The sequence below is a fragment of the Streptomyces sp. NBC_00510 genome, from assembly GCA_036013505.1.
Classification (GTDB): Bacteria; Actinomycetota; Actinomycetes; order Streptomycetales; family Streptomycetaceae; genus Actinacidiphila.
In genome coordinates, this window is record CP107851.1 from 6,011,486 (window position 1) to 6,035,989 (window position 24,504).

The 24,504-nt window shown below is 71.0% G+C and carries 28 protein-coding genes and 1 tRNA gene; 16 read left to right on the top strand and 13 right to left on the bottom strand.

Annotation, left to right across the window (positions count from 1 at the left end; all coding sequences use genetic code 11):
• Window positions 1–15: 15 nt before the first annotated feature.
• On the bottom strand, window positions 16–501 hold the full coding sequence (locus tag OG937_27110; protein WUD75102.1) for an SsgA family sporulation/cell division regulator: 486 nt from the start codon (window positions 499–501) through the stop codon (window positions 16–18).
• 459 nt (window positions 502–960) lie between these two features.
• Between OG937_27110 and OG937_27115 the strand changes: the two genes are divergently transcribed.
• The 3 genes from OG937_27115 to OG937_27125 all read left to right on the top strand — a co-directional run bounded on the left by OG937_27115 (window position 961) and on the right by OG937_27125 (window position 3,715).
• Window positions 961–2,238, top strand: a complete 1,278-nt coding sequence (locus OG937_27115; GenBank protein ID WUD75103.1) for an RDD family protein — start codon at window positions 961–963, stop codon at window positions 2,236–2,238.
• A gap of 56 nt (window positions 2,239–2,294) precedes the next feature.
• On the top strand, window positions 2,295–2,999 hold the full coding sequence (locus tag OG937_27120; protein ID WUD75104.1) for an RDD family protein: 705 nt from the start codon (window positions 2,295–2,297) through the stop codon (window positions 2,997–2,999).
• Between the two features lie 80 nt (window positions 3,000–3,079).
• Window positions 3,080–3,715 carry an RDD family protein gene (locus tag OG937_27125; protein WUD75105.1) on the top strand — a complete coding sequence of 212 codons (636 nt, stop codon included), beginning with the start codon at window positions 3,080–3,082 and terminating at the stop codon, window positions 3,713–3,715.
• A 75-nt stretch (window positions 3,716–3,790) separates the two neighbouring features.
• Here OG937_27125 and OG937_27130 read toward each other — a convergent pair whose 3' ends face one another.
• Window positions 3,791–4,072 carry a hypothetical protein gene (locus OG937_27130; protein WUD75106.1) on the bottom strand — a complete coding sequence of 94 codons (282 nt, stop codon included), beginning with the start codon at window positions 4,070–4,072 and terminating at the stop codon, window positions 3,791–3,793.
• Between the two features lie 398 nt (window positions 4,073–4,470).
• Here OG937_27130 and OG937_27135 point away from each other — a divergent pair, with 398 nt between their 5' ends.
• Together OG937_27135 and OG937_27140 are read left to right on the top strand one after the other, a co-directional pair.
• Window positions 4,471–6,750, top strand: a complete 2,280-nt coding sequence (locus OG937_27135; GenBank protein WUD75107.1) for an immune inhibitor A — start codon at window positions 4,471–4,473, stop codon at window positions 6,748–6,750.
• Window positions 6,751–6,825: 75 nt separating this feature from the next.
• Entirely contained in the window at window positions 6,826–7,143 is a 318-nt protein-coding gene (locus tag OG937_27140) for a hypothetical protein (GenBank protein WUD75108.1), read from the top strand.
• Window positions 7,144–7,185: 42 nt separating this feature from the next.
• Here the strand turns inward: OG937_27140 and OG937_27145 are convergent, their stop codons facing one another.
• Together OG937_27145 and OG937_27150 are read right to left on the bottom strand one after the other, a co-directional pair.
• Window positions 7,186–7,782: an isochorismatase family protein gene (locus tag OG937_27145; protein ID WUD75109.1), complete on the bottom strand. Its 597-nt coding sequence runs from the start codon at window positions 7,780–7,782 to the stop codon at window positions 7,186–7,188.
• A 78-nt stretch (window positions 7,783–7,860) separates the two neighbouring features.
• Window positions 7,861–9,195 (bottom strand): nicotinate phosphoribosyltransferase, encoded by a 1,335-nt coding sequence (locus tag OG937_27150; GenBank protein ID WUD75110.1) that lies wholly within the window; start codon window positions 9,193–9,195, stop codon window positions 7,861–7,863.
• Window positions 9,196–9,279: 84 nt separating this feature from the next.
• Between OG937_27150 and clpS the strand changes: the two genes are divergently transcribed.
• The 7 genes from clpS (at window position 9,280) to OG937_27185 (ending at window position 14,920) form a co-directional block, all read left to right on the top strand.
• Window positions 9,280–9,591, top strand: a complete 312-nt coding sequence (gene clpS / locus OG937_27155) for an ATP-dependent Clp protease adapter ClpS (GenBank protein WUD75111.1) — start codon at window positions 9,280–9,282, stop codon at window positions 9,589–9,591.
• Window positions 9,592–9,646: 55 nt separating this feature from the next.
• Entirely contained in the window at window positions 9,647–10,213 is a 567-nt protein-coding gene (locus tag OG937_27160; protein WUD75112.1) for a DUF2017 domain-containing protein, read from the top strand.
• Window positions 10,214–10,517: 304 nt separating this feature from the next.
• Complete coding sequence (locus OG937_27165; protein WUD75113.1) at window positions 10,518–11,954, top strand: amino acid permease; 1,437 nt, start codon at window positions 10,518–10,520, stop codon at window positions 11,952–11,954.
• A gap of 70 nt (window positions 11,955–12,024) precedes the next feature.
• A complete protein-coding gene (locus tag OG937_27170; GenBank protein ID WUD75114.1) occupies window positions 12,025–12,450 on the top strand; it encodes a M67 family metallopeptidase in 426 nt (141 codons plus the stop codon).
• A 233-nt stretch (window positions 12,451–12,683) separates the two neighbouring features.
• Complete coding sequence (locus tag OG937_27175; protein WUD78899.1) at window positions 12,684–12,989, top strand: MoaD/ThiS family protein; 306 nt, start codon at window positions 12,684–12,686, stop codon at window positions 12,987–12,989.
• Entirely contained in the window at window positions 12,989–13,939 is a 951-nt protein-coding gene (locus tag OG937_27180) for a cysteine synthase (protein ID WUD75115.1), read from the top strand. Before OG937_27175 ends, OG937_27180 begins: the two co-directional genes overlap by 1 nt.
• A gap of 228 nt (window positions 13,940–14,167) precedes the next feature.
• Window positions 14,168–14,920, top strand: a complete 753-nt coding sequence (locus OG937_27185; GenBank protein WUD75116.1) for an MBL fold metallo-hydrolase — start codon at window positions 14,168–14,170, stop codon at window positions 14,918–14,920.
• A 79-nt stretch (window positions 14,921–14,999) separates the two neighbouring features.
• Here the strand turns inward: OG937_27185 and OG937_27190 are convergent, their stop codons facing one another.
• Together OG937_27190 and OG937_27195 are read right to left on the bottom strand one after the other, a co-directional pair.
• Complete coding sequence (locus OG937_27190; GenBank protein ID WUD75117.1) at window positions 15,000–16,253, bottom strand: PTS transporter subunit EIIC; 1,254 nt, start codon at window positions 16,251–16,253, stop codon at window positions 15,000–15,002.
• 120 nt (window positions 16,254–16,373) lie between these two features.
• Complete coding sequence (locus tag OG937_27195) at window positions 16,374–17,702, bottom strand: PTS transporter subunit EIIC (protein WUD75118.1); 1,329 nt, start codon at window positions 17,700–17,702, stop codon at window positions 16,374–16,376.
• Between the two features lie 139 nt (window positions 17,703–17,841).
• On the opposite strand from OG937_27195, the gene OG937_27200 reads away from it, so the two are divergent.
• The 4 genes from OG937_27200 (at window position 17,842) to rdgB (ending at window position 19,999) form a co-directional block, all read left to right on the top strand.
• On the top strand, window positions 17,842–18,075 hold the full coding sequence (locus tag OG937_27200; GenBank protein ID WUD75119.1) for a PTS glucose/sucrose transporter subunit IIB: 234 nt from the start codon (window positions 17,842–17,844) through the stop codon (window positions 18,073–18,075).
• Between the two features lie 101 nt (window positions 18,076–18,176).
• Window positions 18,177–18,923, top strand: coding sequence for a ribonuclease PH (rph, locus tag OG937_27205; protein ID WUD75120.1), 747 nt, complete (start codon window positions 18,177–18,179; stop codon window positions 18,921–18,923).
• Between the two features lie 56 nt (window positions 18,924–18,979).
• Entirely contained in the window at window positions 18,980–19,375 is a 396-nt protein-coding gene (locus tag OG937_27210) for a hypothetical protein (GenBank protein ID WUD75121.1), read from the top strand.
• A 15-nt stretch (window positions 19,376–19,390) separates the two neighbouring features.
• On the top strand, window positions 19,391–19,999 hold the full coding sequence (gene rdgB / locus OG937_27215; protein ID WUD75122.1) for an RdgB/HAM1 family non-canonical purine NTP pyrophosphatase: 609 nt from the start codon (window positions 19,391–19,393) through the stop codon (window positions 19,997–19,999).
• Between the two features lie 52 nt (window positions 20,000–20,051).
• On the opposite strand, the gene OG937_27220 is transcribed toward rdgB, so the two are convergent.
• The 7 genes from OG937_27220 to OG937_27250 form a co-directional block, all read right to left on the bottom strand.
• Window positions 20,052–20,138, bottom strand: a tRNA-Leu gene (locus OG937_27220).
• Between the two features lie 48 nt (window positions 20,139–20,186).
• The gene (locus tag OG937_27225; protein WUD75123.1) at window positions 20,187–20,855 is read right to left on the bottom strand and encodes an HNH endonuclease; all 669 of its coding nucleotides are present in this window, start codon (window positions 20,853–20,855) and stop codon (window positions 20,187–20,189) included.
• Window positions 20,852–21,496: an HNH endonuclease gene (locus tag OG937_27230; protein WUD75124.1), complete on the bottom strand. Its 645-nt coding sequence runs from the start codon at window positions 21,494–21,496 to the stop codon at window positions 20,852–20,854. The genes OG937_27225 and OG937_27230 overlap by 4 nt, the downstream gene beginning before the upstream one ends.
• Window positions 21,497–21,633: 137 nt before the next feature.
• Entirely contained in the window at window positions 21,634–22,491 is an 858-nt protein-coding gene (locus OG937_27235) for a fumarylacetoacetate hydrolase family protein (protein WUD75125.1), read from the bottom strand.
• 56 nt (window positions 22,492–22,547) lie between these two features.
• Window positions 22,548–23,219, bottom strand: a complete 672-nt coding sequence (yidC, locus tag OG937_27240) for a membrane protein insertase YidC (GenBank protein ID WUD75126.1) — start codon at window positions 23,217–23,219, stop codon at window positions 22,548–22,550.
• Window positions 23,220–23,320: 101 nt separating this feature from the next.
• Complete coding sequence (locus tag OG937_27245; protein ID WUD78900.1) at window positions 23,321–23,629, bottom strand: DUF6412 domain-containing protein; 309 nt, start codon at window positions 23,627–23,629, stop codon at window positions 23,321–23,323.
• 50 nt (window positions 23,630–23,679) lie between these two features.
• A complete protein-coding gene (locus tag OG937_27250; GenBank protein ID WUD75127.1) occupies window positions 23,680–24,441 on the bottom strand; it encodes a class E sortase in 762 nt (253 codons plus the stop codon).
• Window positions 24,442–24,504 lie beyond the last annotated feature (63 nt).

Here is a 24,504-nt window from a genome sequence, read left to right on the forward strand (position 1 = left end):
CCGCGGGCCGTCGCCCTACGCGTCCGGCGGCTCGTCGGAGCCGTGCCAGGGGTCGGGCGTGCGGCGCTCGTCGCGCGCGCCCTCGCCGGCGGCCGGGGCCAGCAGCTCGTCCAGCCGCTCGTCCATGGCCAGGTGGTCCAGCTCCGTCCCCGGCGGCACCGCCCGCAGCGTGCGCTCCAGCCACGCCGCCACCGGGTGCGAGGACGCCTCCAGCAGGGCGGTGCCGTCCGGCGAGCTGAGGGCCATGCAGATCACGCTCCGCCCGTCCGTCTTGGTCGGCCAGATCCGTACGTCACCGTGCCCGCTCGGCCGGAACACCCCCTCGACCAGCAGCTCCCGGGCGAAGGTCCAGTTGACGGGGCAGTCGGAGCCGATGTGGAAGGTGATGTGCACGGCGAAGGGATCCTCCGCCCGGTAGGACAGCTTTGCCGGGACGGCGATGCTGCGCTCGGGCGACAGCACCAGGTGCATCTCCAGTTCCCGTTCGACCACGGTGTGCATCTCGTCGTCCTTTCCTCGGCGCGAAGGCCCCTGGCGGTGCTGCGCGGCGGGTGCTGCGCGGGGCCCGCACCGGGAGAGAGCGCATACGGCCTTCACCATTACGCGGGTTCCGGCGATCGGGAGGACTTTTCCCGAAGGCCCGGCACGCGCGAGATGGATGCGGTACACACGGAACGTCGCCGTCCGCCCCGTCCTGGGTGCGTCCGGCCGTACGACGGCCCTCCCGTTCCCGCCCCCGCCGCGCCCACGGCTCCGCGGCGCGCACGTCCCCGTCCGTCCGAGGCGGTGTCAGTTCGGAAGCGTATCGGTTCGGTCGACGGGATTTGCCCCGGAATACCGAACCTCGCCCAAGGATCGTTTCTTTCGTCCGCCCGCCGCGTTCTTCGTTAGTGTCGTCCCTTGCACGCCGGGGACGGCGGGCTGGTCCGAGCGTGTCGGTCGTGAGGGGAGTTGTCTCGGATGACCTCCGGTAGCAGCGGCGGGAGTCTGCCCGGTCCCGGGTACTACCCGGACCCGTCCATCCCGGGCTACATCCGGTACTGGAACGGGTCCTCCTGGGTGCCAGGAACGAGCCGCCCCGCCCCGCAGCCCGGGGAGGACCTCGCGCCGCCGTCCGGTGCGGCCGTGGCAGCGGCCGGCCCCGCGCTGGCACCGCCGCCCGCGCCCCCGGTGCCGCAGACCCCGACGGCGGCGGCGACGCCGTGGACCCCCGCGCTGGAGGAGTCCGGGCCGATGTTCCTGGACGAGGACCCGCGGGCGCCGAGGGCCGAACGCGGACCCGGCACCGGCACCTTCACCGGACTGCAGGCGCAGCCGCAGCCGCGCCCCGCGGAGCAGCCGCGGCAGGAGTCCCGTCCGGAACCCGCCCCGGAGCGGGCGTGGGCCGCCGACCCGGCCCGGCAGGACCCCGCGCCCCGCGTGTCGTGGGGCACCCCCGAGCGTGCGGAGCAGCCCGTCGCACCCGACCGGGCCCCGGCCCCCACCCCGGCCCCCCTGCGGACCGCCGCCCCCGCCCCGTCCCCCGCTCCTTCGCCGGCCCCGGCTCCCGCGGCCGCCCGTGCGGGCGCGGCCGGGACCACGGCGTCCGCGCCGACCGAGAGCGCCGTGCCGGGGCAGCAGCCCCCTCCCGTCCCGTGGGCGCAGCAGGTGCACGACCTGGCCCGTCAGGTCCCGCCGCAGGGCGGGGAGGTCGCCGCCCCCGCGTCATGGCGGCCGGCGGCCGACGACCCGTCGGCCCCCGCGCGGCGGCAGGCGCGCCCCGCGTCGCCGGGGAGGCGCCTGGTGGCCCGGCTGATCGACAGCGTGGTGATGGGCGCGGTCGTCGCGGCCGCCGCTCTGCCGCTGGGCACGGCGGCGTACGAGCACCTGCGCGACAAGGTGGACGCCGCCCGGCTGACCGGCGAGGAGGTGACGGTCTGGCTGATCGACGGCACGACGGGCGTGCAACTGGGCATCCTCGTCGCCGTCGCGCTCGTCACCGGACTGCTGTACGAGGTGCTGCCCACCGCCAAGTGGGGCCGCACCCTGGGCAAGAAGCTGCTCGGTCTGCGCGTGGTGGACATCGAGAGCCGGTACGAGCCCGGCTTCGGGCAGGCGCTGCTCCGCTGGCTCACCCACACGGTGCTGGACGCGCTCGTGATCGGCTTCCTCGGTCTGGCGTGGTGCCTGTTCGACCGGCCGTGGCGGCAGTGCTGGCACGACAAGGCGGCACGCACCTTCGTGGCCCGCGACAACTGACACCCGAACGGCCCCCGCCGGAGGCGCGGCCGAATCGTCCGGGTTTCACTCGGGGCATGAGCACCGACCAGCCCGAGGACCCGTTCGCCAAGCCGCCCCGGGAGCCGTCCGGGCCCGCGCAGCCGCCGCCCGGGCAGTCACCGCCGCCCGCGGAGCAGCAGCCGCCCGGACAGCAGCCGCCGCCCGGACAACAGCCTTACCCGCCGCCCCCGTACCAGCCCCCGCCCGGTGGCGGCTCGCCCTACGACCAGCCGCCCCCGGGCTACGGTGGCGGCGACCCCTACGCCGGCGGCCCGTACGGAGCGGGCGAGCCCGATCCCCTGGCCGGGATGCCCCCGCTGGCGCACCGGGGGCGCAGGCTGCTCGCGCGCATCGTCGACGGGCTGATCATCGGCATCCCGGTCTACGGCCTCACCGGGCTGATCTGGGACTACGACTACAACGCCACCGGTGCGGTGTTCTCCCAGGGCGTCATCTACGCCGTGATCTACCTGGCCTACCAGGTGTTCATGCTCACCCGGTCCGGGCAGAGCCTCGGCAAGAAGCTGCTCAAGGTGCGCGTCGGCATGCTCGCCGACGGCACCAATCCGACGACCCCGGCGGCGCTGAAGCGGGAGTCGGTCTACTCCCTGGTGCCGATCATCCCGTGCTGTGGTGAGATCTTCTGGATCATCGAAGTGCTCTGGTGCACCTGGGATAAGCCGTACCGTCAGTGCCTGCACGACAAAGCAGGGCAAACCGTGGTGGTTTCGGTGGAGTAAGGCACGCTGTGGGGTGATCGTCGCAGGGCCGTGACCCTCTCCGTCTATGCGCCGTCATGCCCGGCTGATTTACTCACTCCATGAGTTCGAATCAACCGCCCGGCTACGGTTACCCGCAGGGCGGCTCGGGGGGCCAGGACCCGTACGGGCAGAACCCGTACGGACAGCAGCCGCACCCCCAGGGCCAGAACCCTTACGACCAGCAGCCGTTCCCGCAGCAGCAGTCGCCCTACGCCTATCCGCAGCAGGGGCCCGGTTACGGCCAGATGCCGACGGACCCGGCCCTGGCGGGCATGCCCCCGCTGGCCGGCAGCGGCCAGCGCTTCCTCGCCCGGCTCATCGACGGCGGCATCTTCCTCGTCGCGCTCATCATCCTGATGGTCGCCACGAGCACCTCCTTCACGGACACCGGCGCGTTCCTCGGCATCGAGCTGCTCGTCTTCGCGGGCGCGTTCGCGTACGAAGGCCTGATGCTCCAGTCGACGGGTCAGACCATCGGCAAGAAGGTCATGAAGATCCGCGTCGCCAAGCTGGCCGACGGCAGCCCGCCCGGCAGTGCCGCCTGGGGCCGCGCGGCGGTCTACTCCTTCATCGGCATCGTGCCGTGCGTGGGCTCCATCCTGTCGCTGCTCAACGTCCTGTGGCACCTGTGGGACAAGCCGTACCGCCAGTGCTGGCACGACAAGGCGGCCAAGACCGTCGTCGTCCAGGCCTGACACCCGCACTGACGAAGACGACGGCCCCGGAGCGTCCGCTCCGGGGCCGTCGGCGTGTTCTGCGGGGGTGCGGGCTCAGCGCCGCAGCGAGTGCTCGCCCAGCCGAGGTTCGGCGGCGCCGCGGACGCGGGGTCGTGGCACCGGCTGCTGCACGACGGGCAGTTCGCGCCTCGTGCGGCGCGTGCCGGCCGGAATCGCCGCCGTCACGGCGACCAGGACACCGAGCGTCAGTCCTGCCGCGGCGATGACCGCCACCGCGACGCCCGATCTCGCCTCGGAGAGCAGCAGCATCGCGAGGGTGGACAGCACCACGGTCGCGGAACCGTAGGTCAGCTGGGCGGGGGTGGGACGTGGCATGGCTGATCCGTCCTCATATACGACGATTGTGGCGGAGCGTCGGCCAGGGCCGTCTTCCCGGTGGTTCAGACGTGGCACGCCAACCACCGACTCTACGGTGCGAGATGCCCGCACGGAACGCCTGGTAAGCGTGACCTAACCCACGGTGCGGAAGCACGGGGGGCGCACGGGGTCGCATCGCGATCTTCCCCGGGTTCCAACGAACCTGCGGTGAAGTGGACTTGTGCAGGTCGATGTGTCCGCTATGCGCAACGGATCGGTCGCTCACCGTACTTGCCGGTCATGGCCAAGTCAAGATCTGTCTTTTCATCCGTCACTCCGGTGCAATGGCTTCACCCTAGGGAGGTCAATACATCGTGATAAGCCAACGACGGACCATCAGATCCGCCGCTCTGGCCGTGGCGATCGCCGCAATAGGCGCCACCGCCTTCCCCGTCGCGGCAGCCCAGGCCGACCCGCAGGCCGGTCGCGTCGTGCGGCACGACCCGGCGAAGGCGGAGCGCGTCGAGCACGATCTGAAGGGCCCGCTGAGCGAGCGCCAGTCCGCCCAGCGCCAGCAGGCGATCGAGCAGGTCATATCGGGCAAGTCCAAGGTCGAGGACCGCGGTGCCTCGGACGTGGTCAAGCTCGGCAAGAACAAGTACGTCGAACTCGGGCGCGAGAAGACCGACAAGATCTTCGTGATCCTCGCCGAGTTCGGGACCAAGACCGACCCGCAGTACGGCGGTACGGCCGGTCCCGCGCACAACCAGATAGCCAAGCCCGACCGCCGCAAGGACAACAGCACGGCGTGGCAGGCCGACTACAACAGCAAGCACTTCCAGGACCTGTACTTCTCCAAGGCCTCCGGCAACGAGTCGATGGCGAAGTACTACGAGAAGCAGTCCTCCGGCCGCTACTCGGTCGCCGGCGAGGTCGCCGACTGGGTCAAGGTCGACTGGAACGAGGCCCGGTACGGCAGCAACAAGTGCGACACCTGCACCTGGAACCTCGTCGCGGACGCGGTGAACAAGTGGGTCGACGCGCGCAAGGCCGCCGGTGACTCCGCCGCCACGATCAAGGCGAAGCTGGCCGAGTACGACCAGTGGGACCGCTACGACTACGACGGCGACGGCAACTTCAACGAGCCCGACGGCTACATCGACCACTTCCAGATCGTGCACGCCGGTGAGGACGAGTCCGCCGGCGGCGGCGCCCAGGGCGAGGACGCGATCTGGGCCCACCGCTGGTACGCGTTCGGCACCGACGCCGGCGCCACCGGCCCGGCGGGCAACCTGCTCGGTGGCACCCAGATCGGCGACACCGGCGTCTGGGTCGGCGACTACACCGTCCAGCCGGAGAACGGCGGCCTCGGGGTCTTCGCCCACGAGTTCGGTCACGACCTCGGTCTGCCGGACCACTACGACACCACCAACACCGCCGAGAACTCCACCGGCTTCTGGACGCTGATGTCGTCCGGTTCCTGGCTCGGCACCGGCAAGGACACCATCGGCGACCTGCCCGGCGACATGACCGCCTGGGACAAGCTGCAGCTGGGCTGGCTGAACTACAGCACCGCCAAGGCCGGCAAGGTCGGGATCAGCACCCTCGGCGTCGCGGAGTACAACACCGCGAGGAAGCAGGGCCTGGTCGTCACGCTGCCGAAGAAGACCGTGACCACCGAGCTGGCGACCCCGGCCGAGGGCGCGAAGCAGTGGTGGAGCGGCAGCGGTGACAACCTGAGCAACACCCTCACCCGTGACATCGACCTCACGGGCAAGACCTCGGCGAGCCTGTCCCTCAAGGGCTGGTACGACATCGAGGAGAACTACGACTACCTCTACACCGAGGTGTCCACCGACGGCGGCGCCAACTGGACGGCGATCGACGGCACCATCGGCGGCGCCCCGCTCCCGCGCGACGCCAGCGACAAGCCGGCCCTGACCGGCACCGCGGCCTCCTACCAGGACATGGTGCTCCCGCTGGACGCCTACGCGGGCACGTCGGTCAAGCTCCGCTTCCGCTACCAGTCCGACGGCGGCGTGGCCCAGAAGGGCTTCCTCGCCGACGCGATCACCCTGACCGCCGACGGCGCGACCGTGTTCAGCGACGGCGCCGAGGCCGGTGACAACGGCTGGACCGCGAACGGCTTCACGGTCAAGGGCTCCACGTTCTCCGAGGACTACGCGCAGTACTACATCGCGGAGAACCGGCAGTACGTCTCGTACGACAAGACCCTGAAGGTCGGACCCTACAACTTCGGCTGGGGCACCACCAAGGAGAACTGGGTCGAGCACTACGCGTACCAGAACGGCCTGCTGATCTGGCTGTGGGACACCTCGATGAACGACAACAACGTCAGCGCGCACCCGGGCGCCGGTCGGATCCTGCCGATCGACGCCCACCCCAAGGCGCTGAAGTGGAGCGACGGCACGCTGCAGCGCAACCGCGTGCAGTCCTACGACTCCACGTTCACCAAGGCCCGCACCGACGCCATCACCCTGCACAAGAACGGCGTCGCCACCAAGCTCCCGAGCCTGCCCGGCAACACGGTCTTCGACGACAAGAACTCCTACTGGTCCTCGGAGAACCCCACGGGCAGCGTGAAGGTGGCCCCGAGCAACACCAGCATCACGATCCTCCACGAGGCCCGGGACGGCAGCACCATCACCGTCCGCGTTGGTCCCTCCAAGAAGTGATCACGCACCGCACGAAGTGACCTGATCGGCCCCCGTCCCCTGGTGGACGGGGGCCGATCTGCCGATCATGTGCTTATGGCCAGCGGCGGTTTCACCAGGCTTCCGAGCGGCGACGTCGTCGTGGCCCTCCGGTTGCCCTCGCCCGGCGGGGCCCCGGACGAGTACATCAGGGTGCTCGTCGTCTCGGCCAACCGCCAGCGCGCGCTGACCCGCCTGCGGAACCTGGGCTTCCGTACCGTCCGTCTCGTCGGCAACATGGAGCCCCCCACGTCCGACGAGATCAACGCCGTCCTCCACCACCCCGACGGCCTCGTCTGGCGCCGCATCCCCTCGGCCCCCGCCGCCGCCTGGCAGTCCATCGCCGCGCTGCTGGGCCCGACGGTGCGCCGCTGAACCCGGGGCGCGGCCCCGGGGCCGTCCTCCCGCTACCGGCCGTCAGGCCTGTTCGCGGACGACCGGCTTGCCGGACAGCTCGGCGCCGGCGGCGCGCAGCTCCTCCAGCGCCGACTCGGTCGTCCTCGCCATGACGCCCGCCGTCAGGTCGAGCAGCACCCGGGTGCGGAAGCCCTCCCGCACGGCGTCCAGCGCGGTCGCCCGCACGCAGTGGTCGGTGGCGATGCCGACCACGTCGACCTCCGCCACCCCGCGCTCGCGCAGCCACCGGGCCAGCCCGGTGCCGTTCTCGTCGGCGCCCTCGAAGCCGCTGTACGCGCCCGCGTACGCGCCCTTGTCGAAGACCGCCTCCACCGCGCCCGAGGCGACCGCCGGAGCGAAGTTGGGGTGGAAACCGACGCCCTCGGTGCCGGCGGCGCAGTGCACCGGCCAGGTGTGGACGTAGTCGGGGTGGTCGGAGAAGTGGTCGCCGGGGGAGACGTGGTGGTCGCGGGTGGCCACGACGTGCCGGTAGCCGGCCGTGGCGTCCCCGATGAGGTCGGTGATGGCGGCGGCGACCTCGGAGCCGCCGGCGACCGCCAGGCTGCCGCCCTCGCAGAAGTCGTTCTGCACGTCCACGACGATCAGTGCGCGGTGCATGGTGGTCGGTCCCTTCCGGTCGCTGTCGCTTCGACTGTAGTGAGCGGCGGCCCTGCGGCGGCAGGGTGCCCCGGCGGATCAGTGGGTGATGTACTCGGTGTGCAGCGCCGGCTCGCCGCGCGACAGCTGGGTCGCGGACAGCGGCAGTGCGGCGCGCGCCTCGATGTGGCGGGTGCGGGCCGCGTCCAGCGGCTCCCGGTGCACGGTCTCGCCGCCCAGCACCAGCGGCACCAGCAACTGCCGGTCCGCCAGCGGTCCCGGGACCGGTCCGGTGCCGATCACCTCGGCCTCGGCGACCCCGTCGGCGTCCAGCCGGCGGGCCGCCCACTTGCGTCCGCCGATGCTGGTCTTGCCGCCCATGGACTTCTTGGCGACCGGCACCAGGGGTGCGTCGGGGTCGTCGGAGGTGGCCCGGGCGACCAGCTTGTAGACCATCGAGCAGGTCGGATGCCCGCTGCCGGTCACCAGGGAGGTGCCGACCCCGTACGCGTCGACCGGCGCCGCGGCCAGCGAGGCGATCGCGTACTCGTCCAGGTCCGAGGTCACCACGATCCGGGTGTCCTTCGCCCCCAGGTCGTCCAGCTGCTGCCGCACCCGGTGGGCGAGCAGCAGCAGGTCCCCGGAGTCGATGCGGACCGCGCCGAGCTCGGGCCCGGCGATCTCCACGGCGGCCCGGACGGCCGTCGCCACGTCGAAGGTGTCGACCAGCAAGGTGGTGCCCCGGCCGAGCGACTCGACCTGGGCGGTGAAGGCGTCCCGCTCGTCGTCGTGGAGCAGGGTGAAGGCGTGCGCGCTGGTGCCGATGGTCGGCAGGCCGTAGCGGAACCCGGCGGCGAGGTTGCTGGAGGAGGCGAAGCCCCCGACGTAGGCGGCGCGGGAGGCCGCCACCGCCGCCAGTTCGTGGGTGCGGCGGGCACCCATCTCCATCAGCGGGCGGCCCCCGGCGGCCACGGCCATCCGGGAGGCGGCGGCCGCGATCGCGGAGTCGTGGTTGAGGATCGACAGCACCACCGTCTCCAGCAGCACCGCCTCGGCGAAGGTGCCCTCGATCCGCATGACCGGCGAGCCGGGGAAGTACACCTCGCCCTCGGGGTAGCCGAGGACGTCGCCGCGGAAGCGGTAGCCGGCCAGCCATTCCAGGGTGGGCGCGTCCACGACGCGCTCCCGTTCCAGGAAGTCCAGGATGCGGTCGTCGAAGCGGAAGTTCTCCACGGCGTCCAGTACCCGGCCGGTGCCGCACACCACCCCGTACCGGCGCCCCTCGGGCAGCCGGCGGGTGAACACCTCGAACACCGAACGACGGTGGGCGGCGCCGCTGCGCAGCGCGGCCTGCAGCATGGTCAGCTCGTACCGGTCTGTGAACAGCGCGGTGGAGGGGACCGTGACGGGCAGTCCCAGGTCTGCAGTGCTCATGTCCGAGGATGCTACCCCCAACTCTCGTCAGAGTGACGATTTCTCGGAGGGCCGGTTTCCCTGTCGGCACGGTCTGGTGACAGCATGGGTCCCGTGAGTGTCGCCCCCGCAGAGATCGAACGGACCGAGTCGAGCGAGGCCCCCTTCGAGGTGCCGTCCCCGGACGTTCCCTGGGTGACTGTCGTCCACAACGACCCGGTCAATCTGATGAGCTACGTGACCTACGTCTTCCAGGCGTACTTCGGCTATCCGAAGGACAAGGCCACCAAGCTCATGCTCGACGTGCACCACAAGGGCCGGGCCGTGGTCTCCAGCGGCACGCGCGAGGAGATGGAGCGCGACGTGCAGGCCATGCACGGCTACGGGCTGTGGGCCACCCTGACGCAGGACCGCTGAGGCCGCGAGACCACCGAGAAGACCACCGAGCCCCTGAGGGACGGCTGATACCGACATGCCCGGCTACTTCCAGACCGCTGCCGCAGGCGGCGCCGCCGTCGCGCTCGACGAGGTCGAGATCTCCATCCTGCGCAGCCTGGCCGTGCAGCTCCTGGAGCTGATCGGCCCCAGCGACGCCGCCGACGGCGCCGAACCGGCCGACCCGCTGGCCGAGCTGTTCGCCGAGGGCCCCACCCGGCCCCCGCAGGACCCGGCGCTCGCCCGGCTCTTCCCCGACGCCTACGAGGAGGAGGCGGACTCCTCGGACTTCCGCCGCTACACCGAGAACGACCTGCGCACCCGCAAGCGCGGCGACGCGCTCGCCGTCGTCCGCAGCCTCGACGCGCTGACCCCCGGCGGCGACGGGGGAGCGGTGCTCAGCCTCGACGCGGAGCAGGCGCGCCAGTGGCTCGGCACCCTCAACGACCTGCGGCTGACCATGGGGACCCGGCTGGAGGTCAGCGAGGACGAGGACAGCGAGCTGTACCGGCTGCCGGACTCCGACCCGCGCAAGCCGCTCGTCATGGCCTACCTCTGGCTCGGGGCGCTCCAGGAGAGCCTCGTGGAGACCCTCATGCCGTGATCCGAGGGGGCGTCCGTTCGCTCAGACGACGCTCAATTCCGGATAACGATCACGTCACCGCAGCGGACCGCATTCCCATTCGGCGCACCTTTTGTCCGCTTCTTCCTGTGCCATGTGCCACATTTGCGCTGCGTGCCCGGCGCGCACCCCGTGATACGAATCCTCGACCACCGGCCGTGACGCCACCCCTGTCACGGTCGGTCGCGTGGCCGGCTGACCCCGGCGTGCACCTCCACCATCCGGGGGGATCGGAACCCGATCCGGGCCAGTTCGGCCGGACGGGCATGGAGAAAGGCACAGCACCATGACCTCGACGCAGGTCGAGCAGTACGAATCCGGCGGCGGCGCCACGGGGGCCGCGCCGGAAGAGGGCTACAAGCGGGGACTCAGCGCCCGTCAGGTCCAGATGATCGCCATCGGCGGCGCCATCGGCACCGGCCTGTTCTACGGGTCCAGCAAGGGCATCGCCGCCATCGGGCCCAGCCTGATCGCGTGTTACACGGCCGCCGGCATCGTGATCTTCTTCATCATGCGGGCCCTCGGCGAGCTCCTCACCTACCGCCCCACCTCCGGCAGCTTCGCCGACTACGCCCGTGAGTTCTTCGGGCCGTTCGCCGGCTTCGCCACCGGCTGGTCGTACTGGGCCCTGTGGGTCACCGCCTGCATGTCCGAGGTCACCGTCGCGGGTGCCTACATCAACTTCTGGTGGCCGTCGGTCCCCGTCTGGTCCACCGCCGCGGTCGCCCTCGTGGTGCTCTTCGTCGGCAACCTCGTCTCGGTCAAGATCTTCGGCGAGCTGGAGTTCTGGTTCTCCACGATCAAGGTCACCGCCATCATCGCGATGATCGTCATCGGCGTCGGCATCCTGACCTTCGGCTTCTCCTCCGCCGGCGACACCGCATCCGTCACCCACCTGTGGGCCGACGGCGGCTTCGCCCCCAACGGCGCCTGGCAGGCCATGCTCGCCATGCAGGGCGTGATCTTCGCCTACCTCGGCGTCGAACTGGTCGGCATCACCGCGGGCGAGGCCGAGAACCCCAAGCAGACCCTGCGCAAGGCGATCAACACCCTGCCGGTCCGCATCGGCATCTTCTACGTCGGCACGCTGATCGTCCTGCTGTCGGTCTTCTCCTGGACCAAGTACACCTCGGGCGTCAGCCCCTTCGTCCAGGTCTTCGCGCAGGTCGGCATCCCCGGCGCCGCCGGGATCATGAACTTCGTGGTCCTCACCGCCGCCCTGTCCTCCTGCAACTCCGGCATCTACTCCACCGGCCGCATGCTGCGCGGGCTGGCCGTCAACGGCGAGGCGCCCAAGGCCGTGGCCAAGCTCAGCGACCGGCAACTCCCGCTGCCCGCGCTCGTCATGTCCACCCTCTTCATGGGCATCGGCGTCATCGTCAACGTCGTCTCCCCGGACAAGGCGTTCGTCTACATCACCTCCGTCGCGACCTGCGCCGGCCTGTGGACCTGGATCGTGATCCTCGCCGCGCACCTGCGCTACCGCGCCAAGGTCCGCGCCGGGCTGCTGCCCGCCGCCGACTTCCGGATGCCGGGCGCCCCGGTCACCAACTGGATCGCCATCGTGGCGCTGCTCTCCGTCGTCGTCCTCATGGCGACCGACGCCGACACCCGCCTCGGCCTGTACGTCTGGCTCGTCTGGTCGGCCCTGCTCGGCATCGGCTACGTGGTCCTCAAGCGGCGCACCCCCGGCGACCCCGCCCTGGCCCTCGCCCAGGAGTAGTCCCGGGCCGCGTCTCAGCAGGTGGCCGCCGTACAGCCGTACGGCGGTCACCTTCTCTATCCTGACGACCATGCTGACCATCACCCGTGCCCTGCACGACGCACTCGTCGCCCACGCCCGCGCCGACCACCCCGACGAGGCCTGCGGCGTGATCGCGGGTCCGGCCGGCAGCGGCCGGCCCGAGCGGCACATCCCGATGCTCAACGCGGCCCGCTCGCCCACGTTCTACGAGTTCGACTCCACCGACCTGCTGGGGCTCTACCGGGAACTCGACGACCGCGACGAGGAGCCGGTGGTCATCTACCACTCGCACACCGCCACCGAGGCCTACCCCTCGCGCACCGACATCTCCTACGCCAACGAGCCCGGCGCCCACTACGTGCTGGTCTCCACCGCCGACACCGACGGCGCCGGCCCCTTCCAGTTCCGCTCGTTCCGCATCGTGGACGGCGAGGTCACCGAGGAGCCGGTGGAGATCGTCGACCCCTCCAACTGAGACGCGACGGTCCGCATCCTGGGACGCCCGTCTCTGGGGCCCCGGGGGAATCGATACGATGAGCCCATGGTTTCCCACGACGTGAGCGACAGGGCGCCGGGCACGCTGCTCGTGGCGCGGCTGCACGTCGACCTGTGCCGCCTCGCCAGCGCGGCATGTACGTGCGCCTGAGCACCGTCAGCCCGCGCAACCCCGCCTTCCCGCCGTACTCACGCACCCACTGGAGCCGACGCATGGCCATCGAGGTCCGCATCCCGACCATCCTCCGCACGTACACCGACGGCGCCAAGGCCGTCGAAGGCAGCGGCAGCACCGTCGACGAACTCCTCGCCGACCTCGACACCCGCCACACCGGCATCCGCGAGCGCATCGTCGACGGCGGCGAGCTGCGGCGCTTCGTCAACGTCTACCTCAACGACGAGGACGTCCGCTTCCTGGACGGCATCGCCACCAAGCTCACCGACGGCGACAGCGTGACGATCCTCCCCGCGGTCGCCGGCGGCAGCGGCCTGCGGGCCGCCCGCGTCGGCGGGCGCTGATGCGGTACGACAGCCCGCTGGCAGCCGTCGGCAACACCCCGCTGGTACGGCTGCCGCGCCTGTCCCCCTCCGGCGAGGTGTCGGTCTGGGCCAAGCTGGAGGACCGCAACCCCACCGGCTCGGTCAAGGACCGCCCGGCGCTGCACATGATCGAGCAGGCCGAGCGCGCCGGCCGGCTCACCCCCGGCTGCACGATCCTCGAACCCACCTCCGGCAACACCGGCATCTCGCTCGCCATGGCGGCCCGGCTCAAGGGCTACCGCATGGTCTGCGTCATGCCCGAGAACACCTCGTCCGAGCGGCGCGAACTGCTCACGATGTGGGGCGCCGAGATCATCCCCTCCCCGGCCGCCGGCGGCTCCAACACCGCCGTCCGCGTCGCCAAGGAACTGGCCGCCGAGCACCCCGACTGGGTGATGCTCTACCAGTACGGCAACCCGGACAACGCCGGCGCCCACTACGCCACGACCGGCCCGGAGATCCTGACCGACCTCCCCTCCGTCACCCACTTCGTCGCCGGGCTCGGCACCACCGGGACCCTCATGGGCGTCGGCCGCTACCTGCGCGAGAAGGTCCCCGGCGTGCAGATCGTCGCCGCCGAGCCCCGCTACGACGACCTCGTCTACGGACTGCGCAACCTCGACGAGGGCTTCATCCCCGAGCTCTACGACGAGTCCGTCCTCACCACCCGCTTCTCCGTCGGCTCCGAGGACGCCGTCCGCCGCACCCGCGAACTGCTCCAGCAGGAGGGCATCTTCGCCGGCGTCTCCACCGGAGCCGCCCTCCACGCCGCCCTCGGCGTGGCCCGCAAGGCCGAACGCGCCGGGGAGCGCGCCGACATCGTGTTCGTCGTCGCCGACGGCGGCTGGAAGTACCTGTCGACCGGCATCTACACCGCCGCGTCCACCGAGGCGGCCGTCGCCGCCCTGCACGGCCAGCTCTGGGCCTGATCCTCCCCCCACGGCGCCCTCACCCCGCCGGACTTCCGGCGGCGAGGGCGCCGTACTGGTGATTCCGCCCACAACGGGGCTCCGCAGAGGAGCACGCGCACGCCGTGCGCCTTACGCTCAAGAACACATGGCGGGTCGCTCCCGCCCCTCCCCCCTCCCCCTGCGGAGCGGGGGCGTCGTGGCGCGCCAACGCAAGACCCCCGGAACAATCCACGGAGGTTTCTGCACATGAAGCTCACCGTCGTCGGCTGCTCGGGGTCGTTCCCGTCCGCGGAATCGGCCTGCTCGAGCTACCTCATCGAGGCCGACGGCTTCCGGCTGCTCCTCGACATGGGCAACGGCGCCCTCGGCGAGCTGCAGCGCCACTGCGGTCTGTACGACCTCGACGCCATCCTGCTGAGCCATCTGCACGCCGACCACTGCATCGACATGTGCGCCTACTTCGTCGCGCGCTACTACCGCCACGAGGGCGGCCCCGCCCACGCCATCCCCGTGTACGGGCCCGAGGGCACCGAACGGCGGCTGGCCAGCGCGTACGGGGACGTGCCCGACGAGAAGTGCATGAGCGAGGTCTTCGACTTCCGCACCCTCGAACCCGGCACCTTCCGCCTCGGCCCCTTCACCATCACCGCGGACGTCGTCAGCCACCCCGTCGAGGCGTACGGCTTCCGTGTCGAGCACGCCGGTCGCGCCATCACCTATTCGGGGGACACCGGTCCCTGCGACGCGCTGCTGACCCTCAGCGAGGGCACCGACCTCTTCCTGTGCGAGGCCTCCTTCACGCACGGCAAGGAGGACATCCCCGACCTGCACCTCAACGGCCGCGAGGCCGGCCAGTACGCGGACCGCGCGGGGGCCGGGCGGCTGCTGCTCACCCACATCCCGCCGTGGACCGACCCGCTGACCAACCTCAAGCACGCCCGCGAGGTCTACGACGGCCCGGTCGAGGTGGCGAAGGCCGGCGCGGTCTACGAGGTCTGAGCGCCCCGCCCGGAGCAGTACGAAGCCCCCGGAACCAGACCTTCGGTTCCAGGGGCTTCGTCGTGTGCCGCGCCGGGCGCTACGCCTTGACGAGGTCCTCGTTCTCCTCCTCGGGCTCGCGGCCCGGGGTGGGGAGGTTGAACTTGGTGATCGCGAAGCGGAAGACCACGTAGTAGATCACCGAGAAGACGAGTCCGATCGGGATGATCAGCCACGGCTTGGTCGACAGGTTCCAGTTCAGCAGGTAGTCGATGGCGCCGGCCGAGAACGTGAAGCCCGCATGGACGCCGAAGGCCCAGGTCACGGCCATGGACAGCGCGGTGAGCACCGCGTGGATCGCGTAGAGCAGCGGCGCGATGAACATGAAGGAGAACTCGATCGGCTCGGTGACACCGGTGACGAAGGAGGTCAGCGCGAGCGAGATCATCATGCCCATGACGGCCTTGCGGCGCTCGGGACGGGCCGTGTGGGCGATGGCCAGGGCGGCGGCCGGGAGGCCGAACATCATGATCGGGAAGAAGCCGGTCATGAACTGCCCGGCACCGGGGTCGCCGGCGAAGAAGCGGCTCAGGTCGCCGTGGACGACGGTGCCCGCGGAGTTGGTGAAGTCACCCAGCTGGAACCAGGCCACCGAGTTCACGAACTGGTGCATGCCGATCGGGATCAGCGCACGGTTGATCAGACCGAACAGCGCGGCGCCGACCGAGCCGAGACCGGTCATCCACTCGCCGAAGTTGCTGATGACCTCGCCGATGGGCTCCCAGACCAGACCGAAGAACACACCGACCAGGACGCCGACGAAGGCCATGATGATCGGCACGAGGCGGCGGCCGTTGAAGAAGCCGAGCCAGTCCACCAGCTTCTTGCGGTGGTAGCGCTGCCACAGGACGGCGGCGAGCAGACCCATGATGATGCCGCCGAGCACACCGGGGTTGTTGTAGGTGGCGGGGATGTCCGCGCCGGCCTGGATCTTGGCCTCGGTGACCGGGAAGGCCTTCAGGACGTTGCTGTAGACCAGGAAGCCGACCAGCGCGGCGAGGGCGGTCGAGCCGTCGGCCTTCTTGGCGAAGCCGATGGCGACGCCGATGCAGAACAGCAGCGGCAGGTTGTCGAACACGGCGCCGCCGGCGGTGGCGAACACCGAGGCGACCTTGTCCCAGCCGAGGCCGTCCGCGCCGAAGACGTCGGGCTGGCCGAGACGGAGCAGAATGCCCGCCGCCGGCAGGACGGCGATCGGCAGCTGCAGGCTGCGGCCGACCTTCTGCAGGCCTTGGAAAAGGCCGGAGCCCCGCTTCTTCGCTGCGGGGGCCGCCGATGCGGTGGCGGTTGTCATGGGGGGTCCTCCTGGTCTAAACCACCGAGTGGTGTAGACCAGTATTAACATGTAAGCGACGCGTCAAGGAAAGGCTCCTCCGGTGTGGTCTAGACCACACTCCTGAGCGTGGCGCCTCCGCTACGCCTTGACGTTGCCCCGCTCCATCTCCTCCGCGACCTCCTCCGGCTCACGCCCCGGCGTCGCCAGGTCGAACCTGGTGATCACGAAGCGGAAGAGCACGTAGTACACCGCCGCGAAGACCAGCCCGATCGGGACGATCAACCAGGGCTTCGTCGCCAGGTGCCAGTTGATGACGTAGTCGATCAGCCCCGCCGAGAAGCTGAAGCCGTCGTGCACACCCAGCCCCCACGTCACCGCCATCGACACCCCCGTCAGCACCGCGTGGATCGCGTACAGCGCCGGCGCGATGAAGAGGAACGAGTACTCGACCGGCTCGGTGATGCCCGTCACGAACGAGGTCAGCGCCACCGACAGCATCAGGCCCCCGACCTCCTTGCGGCGGCCCGGGCGGGCGCAGTGCGTGATCGCCAGCGCGGCGGCCGGCAGGGCGAACATCATGATCGGGAAGAAGCCAGAGGTGAACTGCCCGGCCGTCGGGTCACCCGCCAGGAAACGCGTGATGTCCCCGTGCACCACCGTCCCGTCCGGCTTGGTGAAACTGCCGAACTGGAACCACACGAAGACGTTGAGGAACTGGTGCAGCCCCACCGTCAGCAGCGCCCGGTTCGCCACGCCGAAGATCCCCGCCCCGTACGAACCCAGGTCCGTGAGCCACTGGCTGAAGGCGGTGAGCCCGGCACCGATCGGCGGCCAGACGAACACGCACAGCACCGCGAAGACGATCGCGACGAACGCCATGACGATCGGCACCAGCCGACGCCCGTTGAAGAAGCCCAGCCAGTCCACCAGCCTCGTGCGGTGGTAGCGCTGCCAGAAGAACGCCGTCAGCAGCCCGATCACGATCCCGCCGAACACCCCCGGGTTCTGGTACGCCGCCGGAGCCGCCGCCGACGGCGTCCCCGGCGGGATGCACGCCCCGCTGATGGTGCTCGTCGCCAGGAAGGCCGTCCCCGGCGGGCAGTCCTGCGGGAACTGGTGCAGCACCCCGTAGTAGACGAGGAAACCCGCGACCGCCGCCAGCGCCGTCGAACCGTCCGACTTCTTCGCCATCCCGATCGCGACGCCCACCGCGAACAGCAGCGGCAGCCCCAGCGAACCGTCCAGCAGCGCCCCGCCCGCGCCGTCGAAGACCTTCGCCACGTTGTCCCAGCCCAGGCCCTTCGGGCCGAAGACGTCGTCCTGGCCCAGCCGGTTCAGGATGCCCGCCGCCGGCAGCACCGCGATCGGCAGCTGCAGACTCCGTCCCATCTTCTGCAGGCCCTGGAACAGGACACCGCTCCACTTCCGGCTCGGACGCGGGGCGGCTGCGGCGGCGTCCGGACCCATGGGACTACCTCCCGGCAGGTAATGTGGTGTAGACCAGTTGCGGCACGGCTGCGTCACCCATGCATCCCCGCAAAAGCGGTCCGCCACTGCATTACGGTGTGAAATCGGACCGAACGGCCGAGACCAACCAGGAGTACAGATGGCCAGCAAGGCAGAGAAGATCGTCGCCGGGCTCGGCGGACTCGACAACATCGAAGAGGTCGAGGGCTGCATCACCCGTCTCCGCACCGAGGTCAAGGACGCCTCGCTCGTCGACGACGCCGCGCTCAAGGCCGCCGGAGCGCACGGCGTCGTCAAGATGGGCAACGCGATCCAGGTCGTCATCGGCACCGACGCCGACCCCATCGCCGCCGACATCGAGGACATGATGTGACCCGGCGCTGACCGCCGGGGCCACCCCCCCACCTCACCCGCAAGGGGCCCGTTCCCGGACCGGCACGGGCCCCGGGCCGCGCTACGACTAGGCTCGACGCCATGTCTCGTATCGACGGCCGCACCCCCGAAGAGCTCCGCCCCGTCACCATCCAGCGCGGCTGGAGCAAGCACGCCGAAGGATCCGTCCTCGTCTCCTTCGGCGACACCAAGGTCCTCTGCACCGCATCCGTCACCGAGGGCGTCCCCCGCTGGCGCAAGGGCAGCGGCGAAGGCTGGGTCACCGCCGAGTACGCCATGCTGCCCCGCGCCACCAACACCCGAGGCGACCGCGAGTCCGTCCGCGGCAAGATCGGCGGCCGCACCCACGAGATCTCCCGCCTCATCGGCCGCTCCCTGCGCGCCGTCATCGACTACAAGGCGCTCGGGGAGAACACCGTCGTCCTCGACTGCGACGTCCTCCAGGCCGACGGCGGCACCCGCACCGCCGCCATCACCGGCGCCTACGTCGCCCTCGCCGACGCCGTCACCTGGATGCACGGCCGCAAGATCCTCCGCGCCAAGGCCCAGCCCCTCAACGGCACCGTCAGCGCCGTCAGCGTCGGCATCATCGACGGCGTCCCCATGCTCGACCTCTGCTACGAGGAGGACGTCCGCGCCGAGACCGACATGAACGTCGTCTGCACCGGCGACGGCCGCTTCGTCGAGGTCCAGGGAACCGCCGAAGGCCAGCCCTTCGACCGCAAGGAACTCAACAGCCTCCTCGACCTCGCCGTCGCCGGCTGCGCCGAACTCGACGCGCTCCAGCGCGCCGCCCTCGCCGACCTCGAACAGATCACCAAGAACTGACAAAGAGCGCGTCTGCAAAACGCAACCCGAGGACGGCGCGGTGCGTATGTAAAGGTATGCACCCACGCACCCGCCGCCTCGCGGCGCTCGCCACCGCGGCCGCCCTCGGCACCACCGTCCTCATCGGCTGCAGCGCCGTCGACGCCGTCGACAAGGCCCTCGACTGCGCCAACGTCGCAGCCCAGGTCGCCACCGACGTCCAGAACCTGCAGAACGCCGTCAGCAACGCAGGCAACAGCCCGCAGGACGCCGCCAACGCCCTCGACCAGATCGCCGACGACCTCGCCGGCCTCGACGACAAGACCGGCAACGCCGACGTCAACACCGCCGTGGGCGACCTCCAGAAGGCCGTCGAGAACGCACAGAAGGCCGCCGAGAACGGCGACGTCCCCGACATCACCCCCGTCGCAGACGCCGCATCCGAACTCTCCAAGGTCTGCACCCCCGGCTGACGGGATAATCGGACCATGCCGCACACCCGCCTGGTCCTCGCCACCCGCAACGCCCACAAGGTCGCCGAACTCCACGCCATCCTGGCCGACGCCGGACTCGGCGTGGAGCTCGTCGGCGCCGACGCCTACCCCGAGATCCCCGACGTCCGCGAAACCGGCGTCACCTTCGCCGAGAACGCCCTCCTCAAGGCCCACGCCCTTGCCCAGGCCACCGGCCTCCCCGCCGTCGCCGACGACTCCGGCCTCTGCGTCGACGTCCTCGGCGGCGCCCCCGGCATCTTCTCCGCCCGCTGGGCCGGCAAGCACGGCGACGACCGCGCCAACCTCGAACTCCTCCTCGCCCAGCTCTCCGACATCGACACCCCGCACCGCGCCGCCCACTTCATGTGCGCCGCCGCCCTCGCCCTCCCCGACGGCACCGAACGCGTCGTCGAGGGCCGCCTCCTCGGCACGCTGCGCTTCGAGCCCCACGGCGCGAACGGCTTCGGCTACGACCCGATCCTCCAGCCGCTCGGCGAGTCCCGGACCTGCGCCGAACTCACCGCGGAGGAGAAGAACGCCATCAGCCACCGCGGCCTGGCCTTCCGGGGCCTGGTGCCGGTGGTGCGGGAACTGGTGGGGTGAGTGTCCAAAGACGTGGCCTGCGTATCCAAGTCTTGGATTCGCAGGCCACGAATGGTGCGGCGGAAGGGATTCGAACCCTCAAGCCCGATCAAGGGCCACAGATCCTAAGTCTGCTGCGTCGCCACTGCGCCACCGCCGCTAGCCGCCACCCATGGTAACGGGTGGCGGCTGCGGGATCGCATACGGTTTACCGGCTCGGTGTGCGTCTGCCCCCTCGGCACCATGTGTCGGTGACGGCATGGCAGTTCGGGCAGAGTAGACGCAGGTTCTCCGCCCGGTCGTCCAGGCGGTCCCCGTTGATGTGATCCACTTCCAAGGTCATCGGCTTGCCGAGCCAGCTTTCGCCGGTGCCGCATTGTGCGCACCGGGAGGGTGTGCCGATTTCGGCGAGGGCCCTCCGCAACAGCACGGCTTTGGTGCGGTAGCCGTCGGTGCGGGCGACCAGGATGGCGGCCGCGGGCTTCCTGGCGTTGGGTCCGTTCCTGTTGCCGTGCGCCTGCCCCAGGAAGTGGTCGGTGTCCAGTCCGTCCTCGGCCAGCCATGCGCGCAACAGCGCGCGGGTGCGGGTGTTGTCGGGCCTGTCGAGCCGGCGGAGGGTCTCGGCCACGGCAACGGAGTGCGCCACTGCCGCGCGGAGTTCCGCGGGCGTGGGGCGGGGGCGCTTGTGGCCTCTGCCGGAAGAGGGCCTGCGGAAATGGGAGATGTCGATGCCGAAATCACCGAACCGCTTCTCCAGGTAGCGGTGCAGCTTTCCATAGGGCGTCCTGCCGAGGAACGCCACGACCTCCTTCATGGAGTGGCACCGTGCCGCTGCCGCCTCGAGCAGTTCGCGGGTGTACGGGGTTCCGGCGCTCACCGGACCACGTCCCGGTCGCGCCGTTTGCCCCGGCCCCGGTGGGTGTCCGTCGTCGCGTGGCAGTTGGGGCACAGCAGGCGGAGATTGGCCAGGCGGTTGTCCCGCCAGTTGCCGTCCAGGTGGTCGACCTCCAGGGTGAGCGGCTGGCCGCACCACACGGGCTCCGTTCCGCAGAGGGCGCAGCGTTCGGCGATGCCCCGGGCCAGCATCGCCCGCTTGAGCCGGTCACTGTGCACCCGGCGGGCAGTGTCCGCTTCCTGCCTGACCAGGATCTCGTCGTGCGACCGCCGACCCGCGCCACGCGGCCTGGTGACGAAATGCGCGGTGTCGATGCCGAACCCGCGGATGCGGCGGCTGATGTGCGTGTGCTGGCCTCCGACGGCTTCCACTCCCAGATGGCGCAGCACCTCGTACATGTTGGCCGATGCGGCGACTGCTTCGGCGTGGAGGTCACGTGTCCAGCGACCGCCTTCCCGCTCGAAGTGCGAGGTGTCCACACCCATACGTCTCATCCGCTCCCGCAGGTAGCCGCGGGTCGAACTCCTGGGGTCCACGCCCAGTCTCGTCAGCATCTCGGACAGCGTCCGCGAGGACGCCGCCGCCTCGGTGAGGAGTTCACGGGTGTAGGGGCTTGCGGGCACTGATATCCCCCCATGCGATCGTGTGTTGCACTTTCGCACGTTTTAACGACCCGCTTGTACGACGGTTACGCCGACCGGGATACGCCGAAGGGCGCCCGGAACGAGATGCCGGGCGCCCTTCGGAGGGGGAGGTGGGGCTACGCGTCCTTGAGGACCTGGCGCTGGTGGCCGAGGCCGTCGATCTCGAGTTCGACGACGTCGCCGGCCCGGAGGTAGGGCTTGGGCTCGGGGCGGCCGAGGGCGACGCCGGCAGGGGTGCCGGTGTTGATGACGTCGCCGGGGTAGAGGGTCATGAACCGGCTGACGTAGCGGACGACTTCGGCGACCGGGAAGATCTGGTCGGCGGTGGTGCCGTCCTGCTTGAGGTCGCCGTTGACCCACAGCCGCAGGCCCAGGGCCTGGGGGTCGGGGATCTCGTCGGCGGTGACGAGCCAGGGGCCGAGGGGGTTGAAGGTCTCGCAGTTCTTGCCCTTGTCCCACTGGCCGCCGCGTTCGATCTGGAAGGCGCGTTCGGATACGTCGTGGGCGACGGCGTAGCCCGCGACGGCGGCGAGGGCCTCGGTGCCGTCGGCCGCGTAGCGCAGTTCACGGCCGATGACGACGGCGAGTTCGACCTCCCAGTCGGTCTTGAGGCTGCCGCGGGGGACGAGGACGGTGTCGTCGGGACCGACGACGGTGTCGGGGGCCTTCATGAACAGGATGGGCTCGTCGGGGACGGCGGCGCCGGTCTCGCGGGCGTGGTCGTGGTAGTTGAGGCCGATGCAGACGATCTTGCCGATGCGGCTGAGCGGGGGGCCGACGCGCAGGTCCTCGGGGTCGAGGGCGGGGAGGGTGCCGTCGGCGGCCGCGGTGCGGATGCGGGCGAGGGCGTCCGTGTCGGCGAGCAGGGGGCCGTCGATGTCGGGGGTGAGGGAGGACAGGTCGCGCAGGGTGCCGTCCTGGTCGAGCAGGGCCGGGCGTTCGGCTCCGGCGGGGCCGACTCGCAGCAGCTTCACAAGACTCTCCGGGTGTGGTCGGGGGGTGGTGGTCGTGGCCGAGGTCGTGTCCGGGGTCATGTCCGATGGGGGCGGTCATCGGAGGTCTTGGTTGATCCTCCAGCGGCGGGGGTGGCGTCCGCAACCCCTTGACCATGGTGTGGACGGTGCAGCCAGGCGCGTTCGGCGGCGGTCCAGGCGGTCGAGGTGGCGATGTAGAGCCCGGCGGCCGGGGGGACGACCGCGGCGGTGACGAGGGTGCCGAAGGAGAGCAGCGGCAGGTGCTTGGCGAGGCCCTGGGCGTCGGGGGCGGCCTTGCGGGCGCGGCGGTAGGACCAGTAGGCGACGGCGGCGACCACGACGAGGATCGCGGCGTGGAGGGCGCCGGCGCGGTCGTCGCCGATCCGGGTGGCGGAGGAAGCGTGGTAGAGCACGAAGAAGGCGGGGAGTTGGAGGAGCGTGGGGAGCATGCCGGCGAGGGGGGAGGAGCCCTCGTCGGCGTAGAGGTCGGTCAGTGCGCGCTGGAGTTTCTGCGGGTCGCGCCCGTGCTTGCGGCGCAGTTCGGCGACGCGCGGGGCGAGGGCGGCGCGGGTCTTCTCGCCGCGGGCGGCGGCGCGCGCGAGCGGGTGGAGGGCGAGCCTGACGAGGACGGTGAACAGGACGACCGCGGCGGCGGGTGCGGCGGCGGGTCCGGCGAGGGGGGTGAGGGTGTGGGTGAGGGCGAGCAGGAGTTGCGTGAACACGGACATGGGGGTGGGACCCTCCGCGGGTGTCGTCGTGCCGGTCGGGGTGGGCGCGGCGTGACGGGGCGCGGTGGGGCAGCGGGTGCCGGGGTGCGGTGGCGTTGCCCCTAGGCGGCCGTCGGGAGGGGGCGGCCGGGGGCCCTGGGGCGTGGGCGGCCGGAGGCGTCGGGGTCGCGCTGGGGGAGGAAGGCGGTGCGGCGTTGCCGGTCGCGGAGCGCGGTGCGGACGCGTCCGCGGGGTACGGGTGGTGCCGTGGCCGTGAGACGGAGGGCGCTGCCGAGCAGGAGGCCGACGGCGGCGGTGGTCGCGGCGGCGGCGACGGCGGCGGTGAGGCCGGTGTGGGTGAGCAGCAGTGCGGTGAGGAGGAGCAGGAGTGCGGCGCCGTGCAGGCGTGCGGCCGCGGCGGTCCTGCGGATCACGTGGGCTGCTCCTTCCGTTCGTTCCGCAGGGGATGACGAACGGGGGGTCAGCGTGGTTCCGCGGCGGCGAGTCCGCCCCAGACGACGAGGCGGTAGGCGGAGGTGAACTCGGGGGTGCAGGTGGTGAGGGTGATGTAGCGGCCGGGTCCGGTCATGTGCCGGCGGGGGTGGACGGTGCTGTGGGGGACGGGGGCGATGACGGTGCCGTCGGAGGGGGTGGTGCGGGGGACGGTCTGCTGGACGACGTAGGTGTAGCGGGTGGTGGCGGTCTCGACGAGGAGGGTGTCGCCGGGGCGGAGCCGGTCGATGCGGCGGAAGGGTTCGCCGTGGGTGTTGCGGTGGCCGGCGAGGGCGAAGTTGCCGGGCTGTCCGGGTCCGGCGGTGTGCGGGTAGTGGCCGGCGTATCCGTGGTTGAGGACCTTGGCGCGGCTGATGCCTTCGGCGATGGGGGCGGTGACGCCGATGCGGGGGATGCGGAGGACGGCGTAGGCCTGGGAGGGCCGCGGGCCGGAGGTGGCGTTCCCGGTGCGGGTGCCGGTGCCGTTGCTTCGGGAGCGGCTCGTGGGTGCGGTACCGACGGCGACGGCGGCCGTGGATTCCTCCGATGTATCGGAGGTGTCGGCGTCGTCCCACTGTCGTTCCAGGGCGGTCACCCGGTGTGCGGCGGCGGATTGCGCCCGCAGGTTGGTCCACCACAGTTGGTGGGCGACCAGCAGCAGGAGGACGGCGCCGAGGGTGAGGGCGGCTTCGCCGGCGCCCCACAGTGCGCGTCCCTGCCAGCGCAGCGGGGCGTGGGCGCGGGTGGGCATGCGGGCACGGTAGATGACGTCGCGTCAGATTCCCAGGGTCGCGGCCCCGCCGGCCGCCCCGCC

Coding starts and splice junctions, on each gene's coding strand:
- OG937_27110 (WUD75102.1), bottom strand. CDS start 501: ATGCACACCGTGGTCGAACGGGAACTGGAGATGCACCTGGTGCTGTCG.
- OG937_27115 (WUD75103.1), top strand. CDS start 961: ATGACCTCCGGTAGCAGCGGCGGGAGTCTGCCCGGTCCCGGGTACTAC.
- OG937_27120 (WUD75104.1), top strand. CDS start 2,295: ATGAGCACCGACCAGCCCGAGGACCCGTTCGCCAAGCCGCCCCGGGAG.
- OG937_27125 (WUD75105.1), top strand. CDS start 3,080: ATGAGTTCGAATCAACCGCCCGGCTACGGTTACCCGCAGGGCGGCTCG.
- OG937_27130 (WUD75106.1), bottom strand. CDS start 4,072: ATGCCACGTCCCACCCCCGCCCAGCTGACCTACGGTTCCGCGACCGTG.
- OG937_27140 (WUD75108.1), top strand. CDS start 6,826: ATGGCCAGCGGCGGTTTCACCAGGCTTCCGAGCGGCGACGTCGTCGTG.
- OG937_27145 (WUD75109.1), bottom strand. CDS start 7,782: ATGCACCGCGCACTGATCGTCGTGGACGTGCAGAACGACTTCTGCGAG.
- OG937_27150 (WUD75110.1), bottom strand. CDS start 9,195: ATGAGCACTGCAGACCTGGGACTGCCCGTCACGGTCCCCTCCACCGCG.
- clpS (WUD75111.1), top strand. CDS start 9,280: ATGGGTCCCGTGAGTGTCGCCCCCGCAGAGATCGAACGGACCGAGTCG.
- OG937_27160 (WUD75112.1), top strand. CDS start 9,647: ATGCCCGGCTACTTCCAGACCGCTGCCGCAGGCGGCGCCGCCGTCGCG.
- OG937_27165 (WUD75113.1), top strand. CDS start 10,518: ATGACCTCGACGCAGGTCGAGCAGTACGAATCCGGCGGCGGCGCCACG.
- OG937_27170 (WUD75114.1), top strand. CDS start 12,025: ATGCTGACCATCACCCGTGCCCTGCACGACGCACTCGTCGCCCACGCC.
- OG937_27175 (WUD78899.1), top strand. CDS start 12,684: ATGGCCATCGAGGTCCGCATCCCGACCATCCTCCGCACGTACACCGAC.
- OG937_27180 (WUD75115.1), top strand. CDS start 12,989: ATGCGGTACGACAGCCCGCTGGCAGCCGTCGGCAACACCCCGCTGGTA.
- OG937_27185 (WUD75116.1), top strand. CDS start 14,168: ATGAAGCTCACCGTCGTCGGCTGCTCGGGGTCGTTCCCGTCCGCGGAA.
- OG937_27190 (WUD75117.1), bottom strand. CDS start 16,253: ATGACAACCGCCACCGCATCGGCGGCCCCCGCAGCGAAGAAGCGGGGC.
- OG937_27195 (WUD75118.1), bottom strand. CDS start 17,702: ATGGGTCCGGACGCCGCCGCAGCCGCCCCGCGTCCGAGCCGGAAGTGG.
- OG937_27200 (WUD75119.1), top strand. CDS start 17,842: ATGGCCAGCAAGGCAGAGAAGATCGTCGCCGGGCTCGGCGGACTCGAC.
- rph (WUD75120.1), top strand. CDS start 18,177: ATGTCTCGTATCGACGGCCGCACCCCCGAAGAGCTCCGCCCCGTCACC.
- OG937_27210 (WUD75121.1), top strand. CDS start 18,980: ATGCACCCACGCACCCGCCGCCTCGCGGCGCTCGCCACCGCGGCCGCC.
- rdgB (WUD75122.1), top strand. CDS start 19,391: ATGCCGCACACCCGCCTGGTCCTCGCCACCCGCAACGCCCACAAGGTC.
- yidC (WUD75126.1), bottom strand. CDS start 23,219: ATGTCCGTGTTCACGCAACTCCTGCTCGCCCTCACCCACACCCTCACC.
- OG937_27250 (WUD75127.1), bottom strand. CDS start 24,441: ATGCCCACCCGCGCCCACGCCCCGCTGCGCTGGCAGGGACGCGCACTG.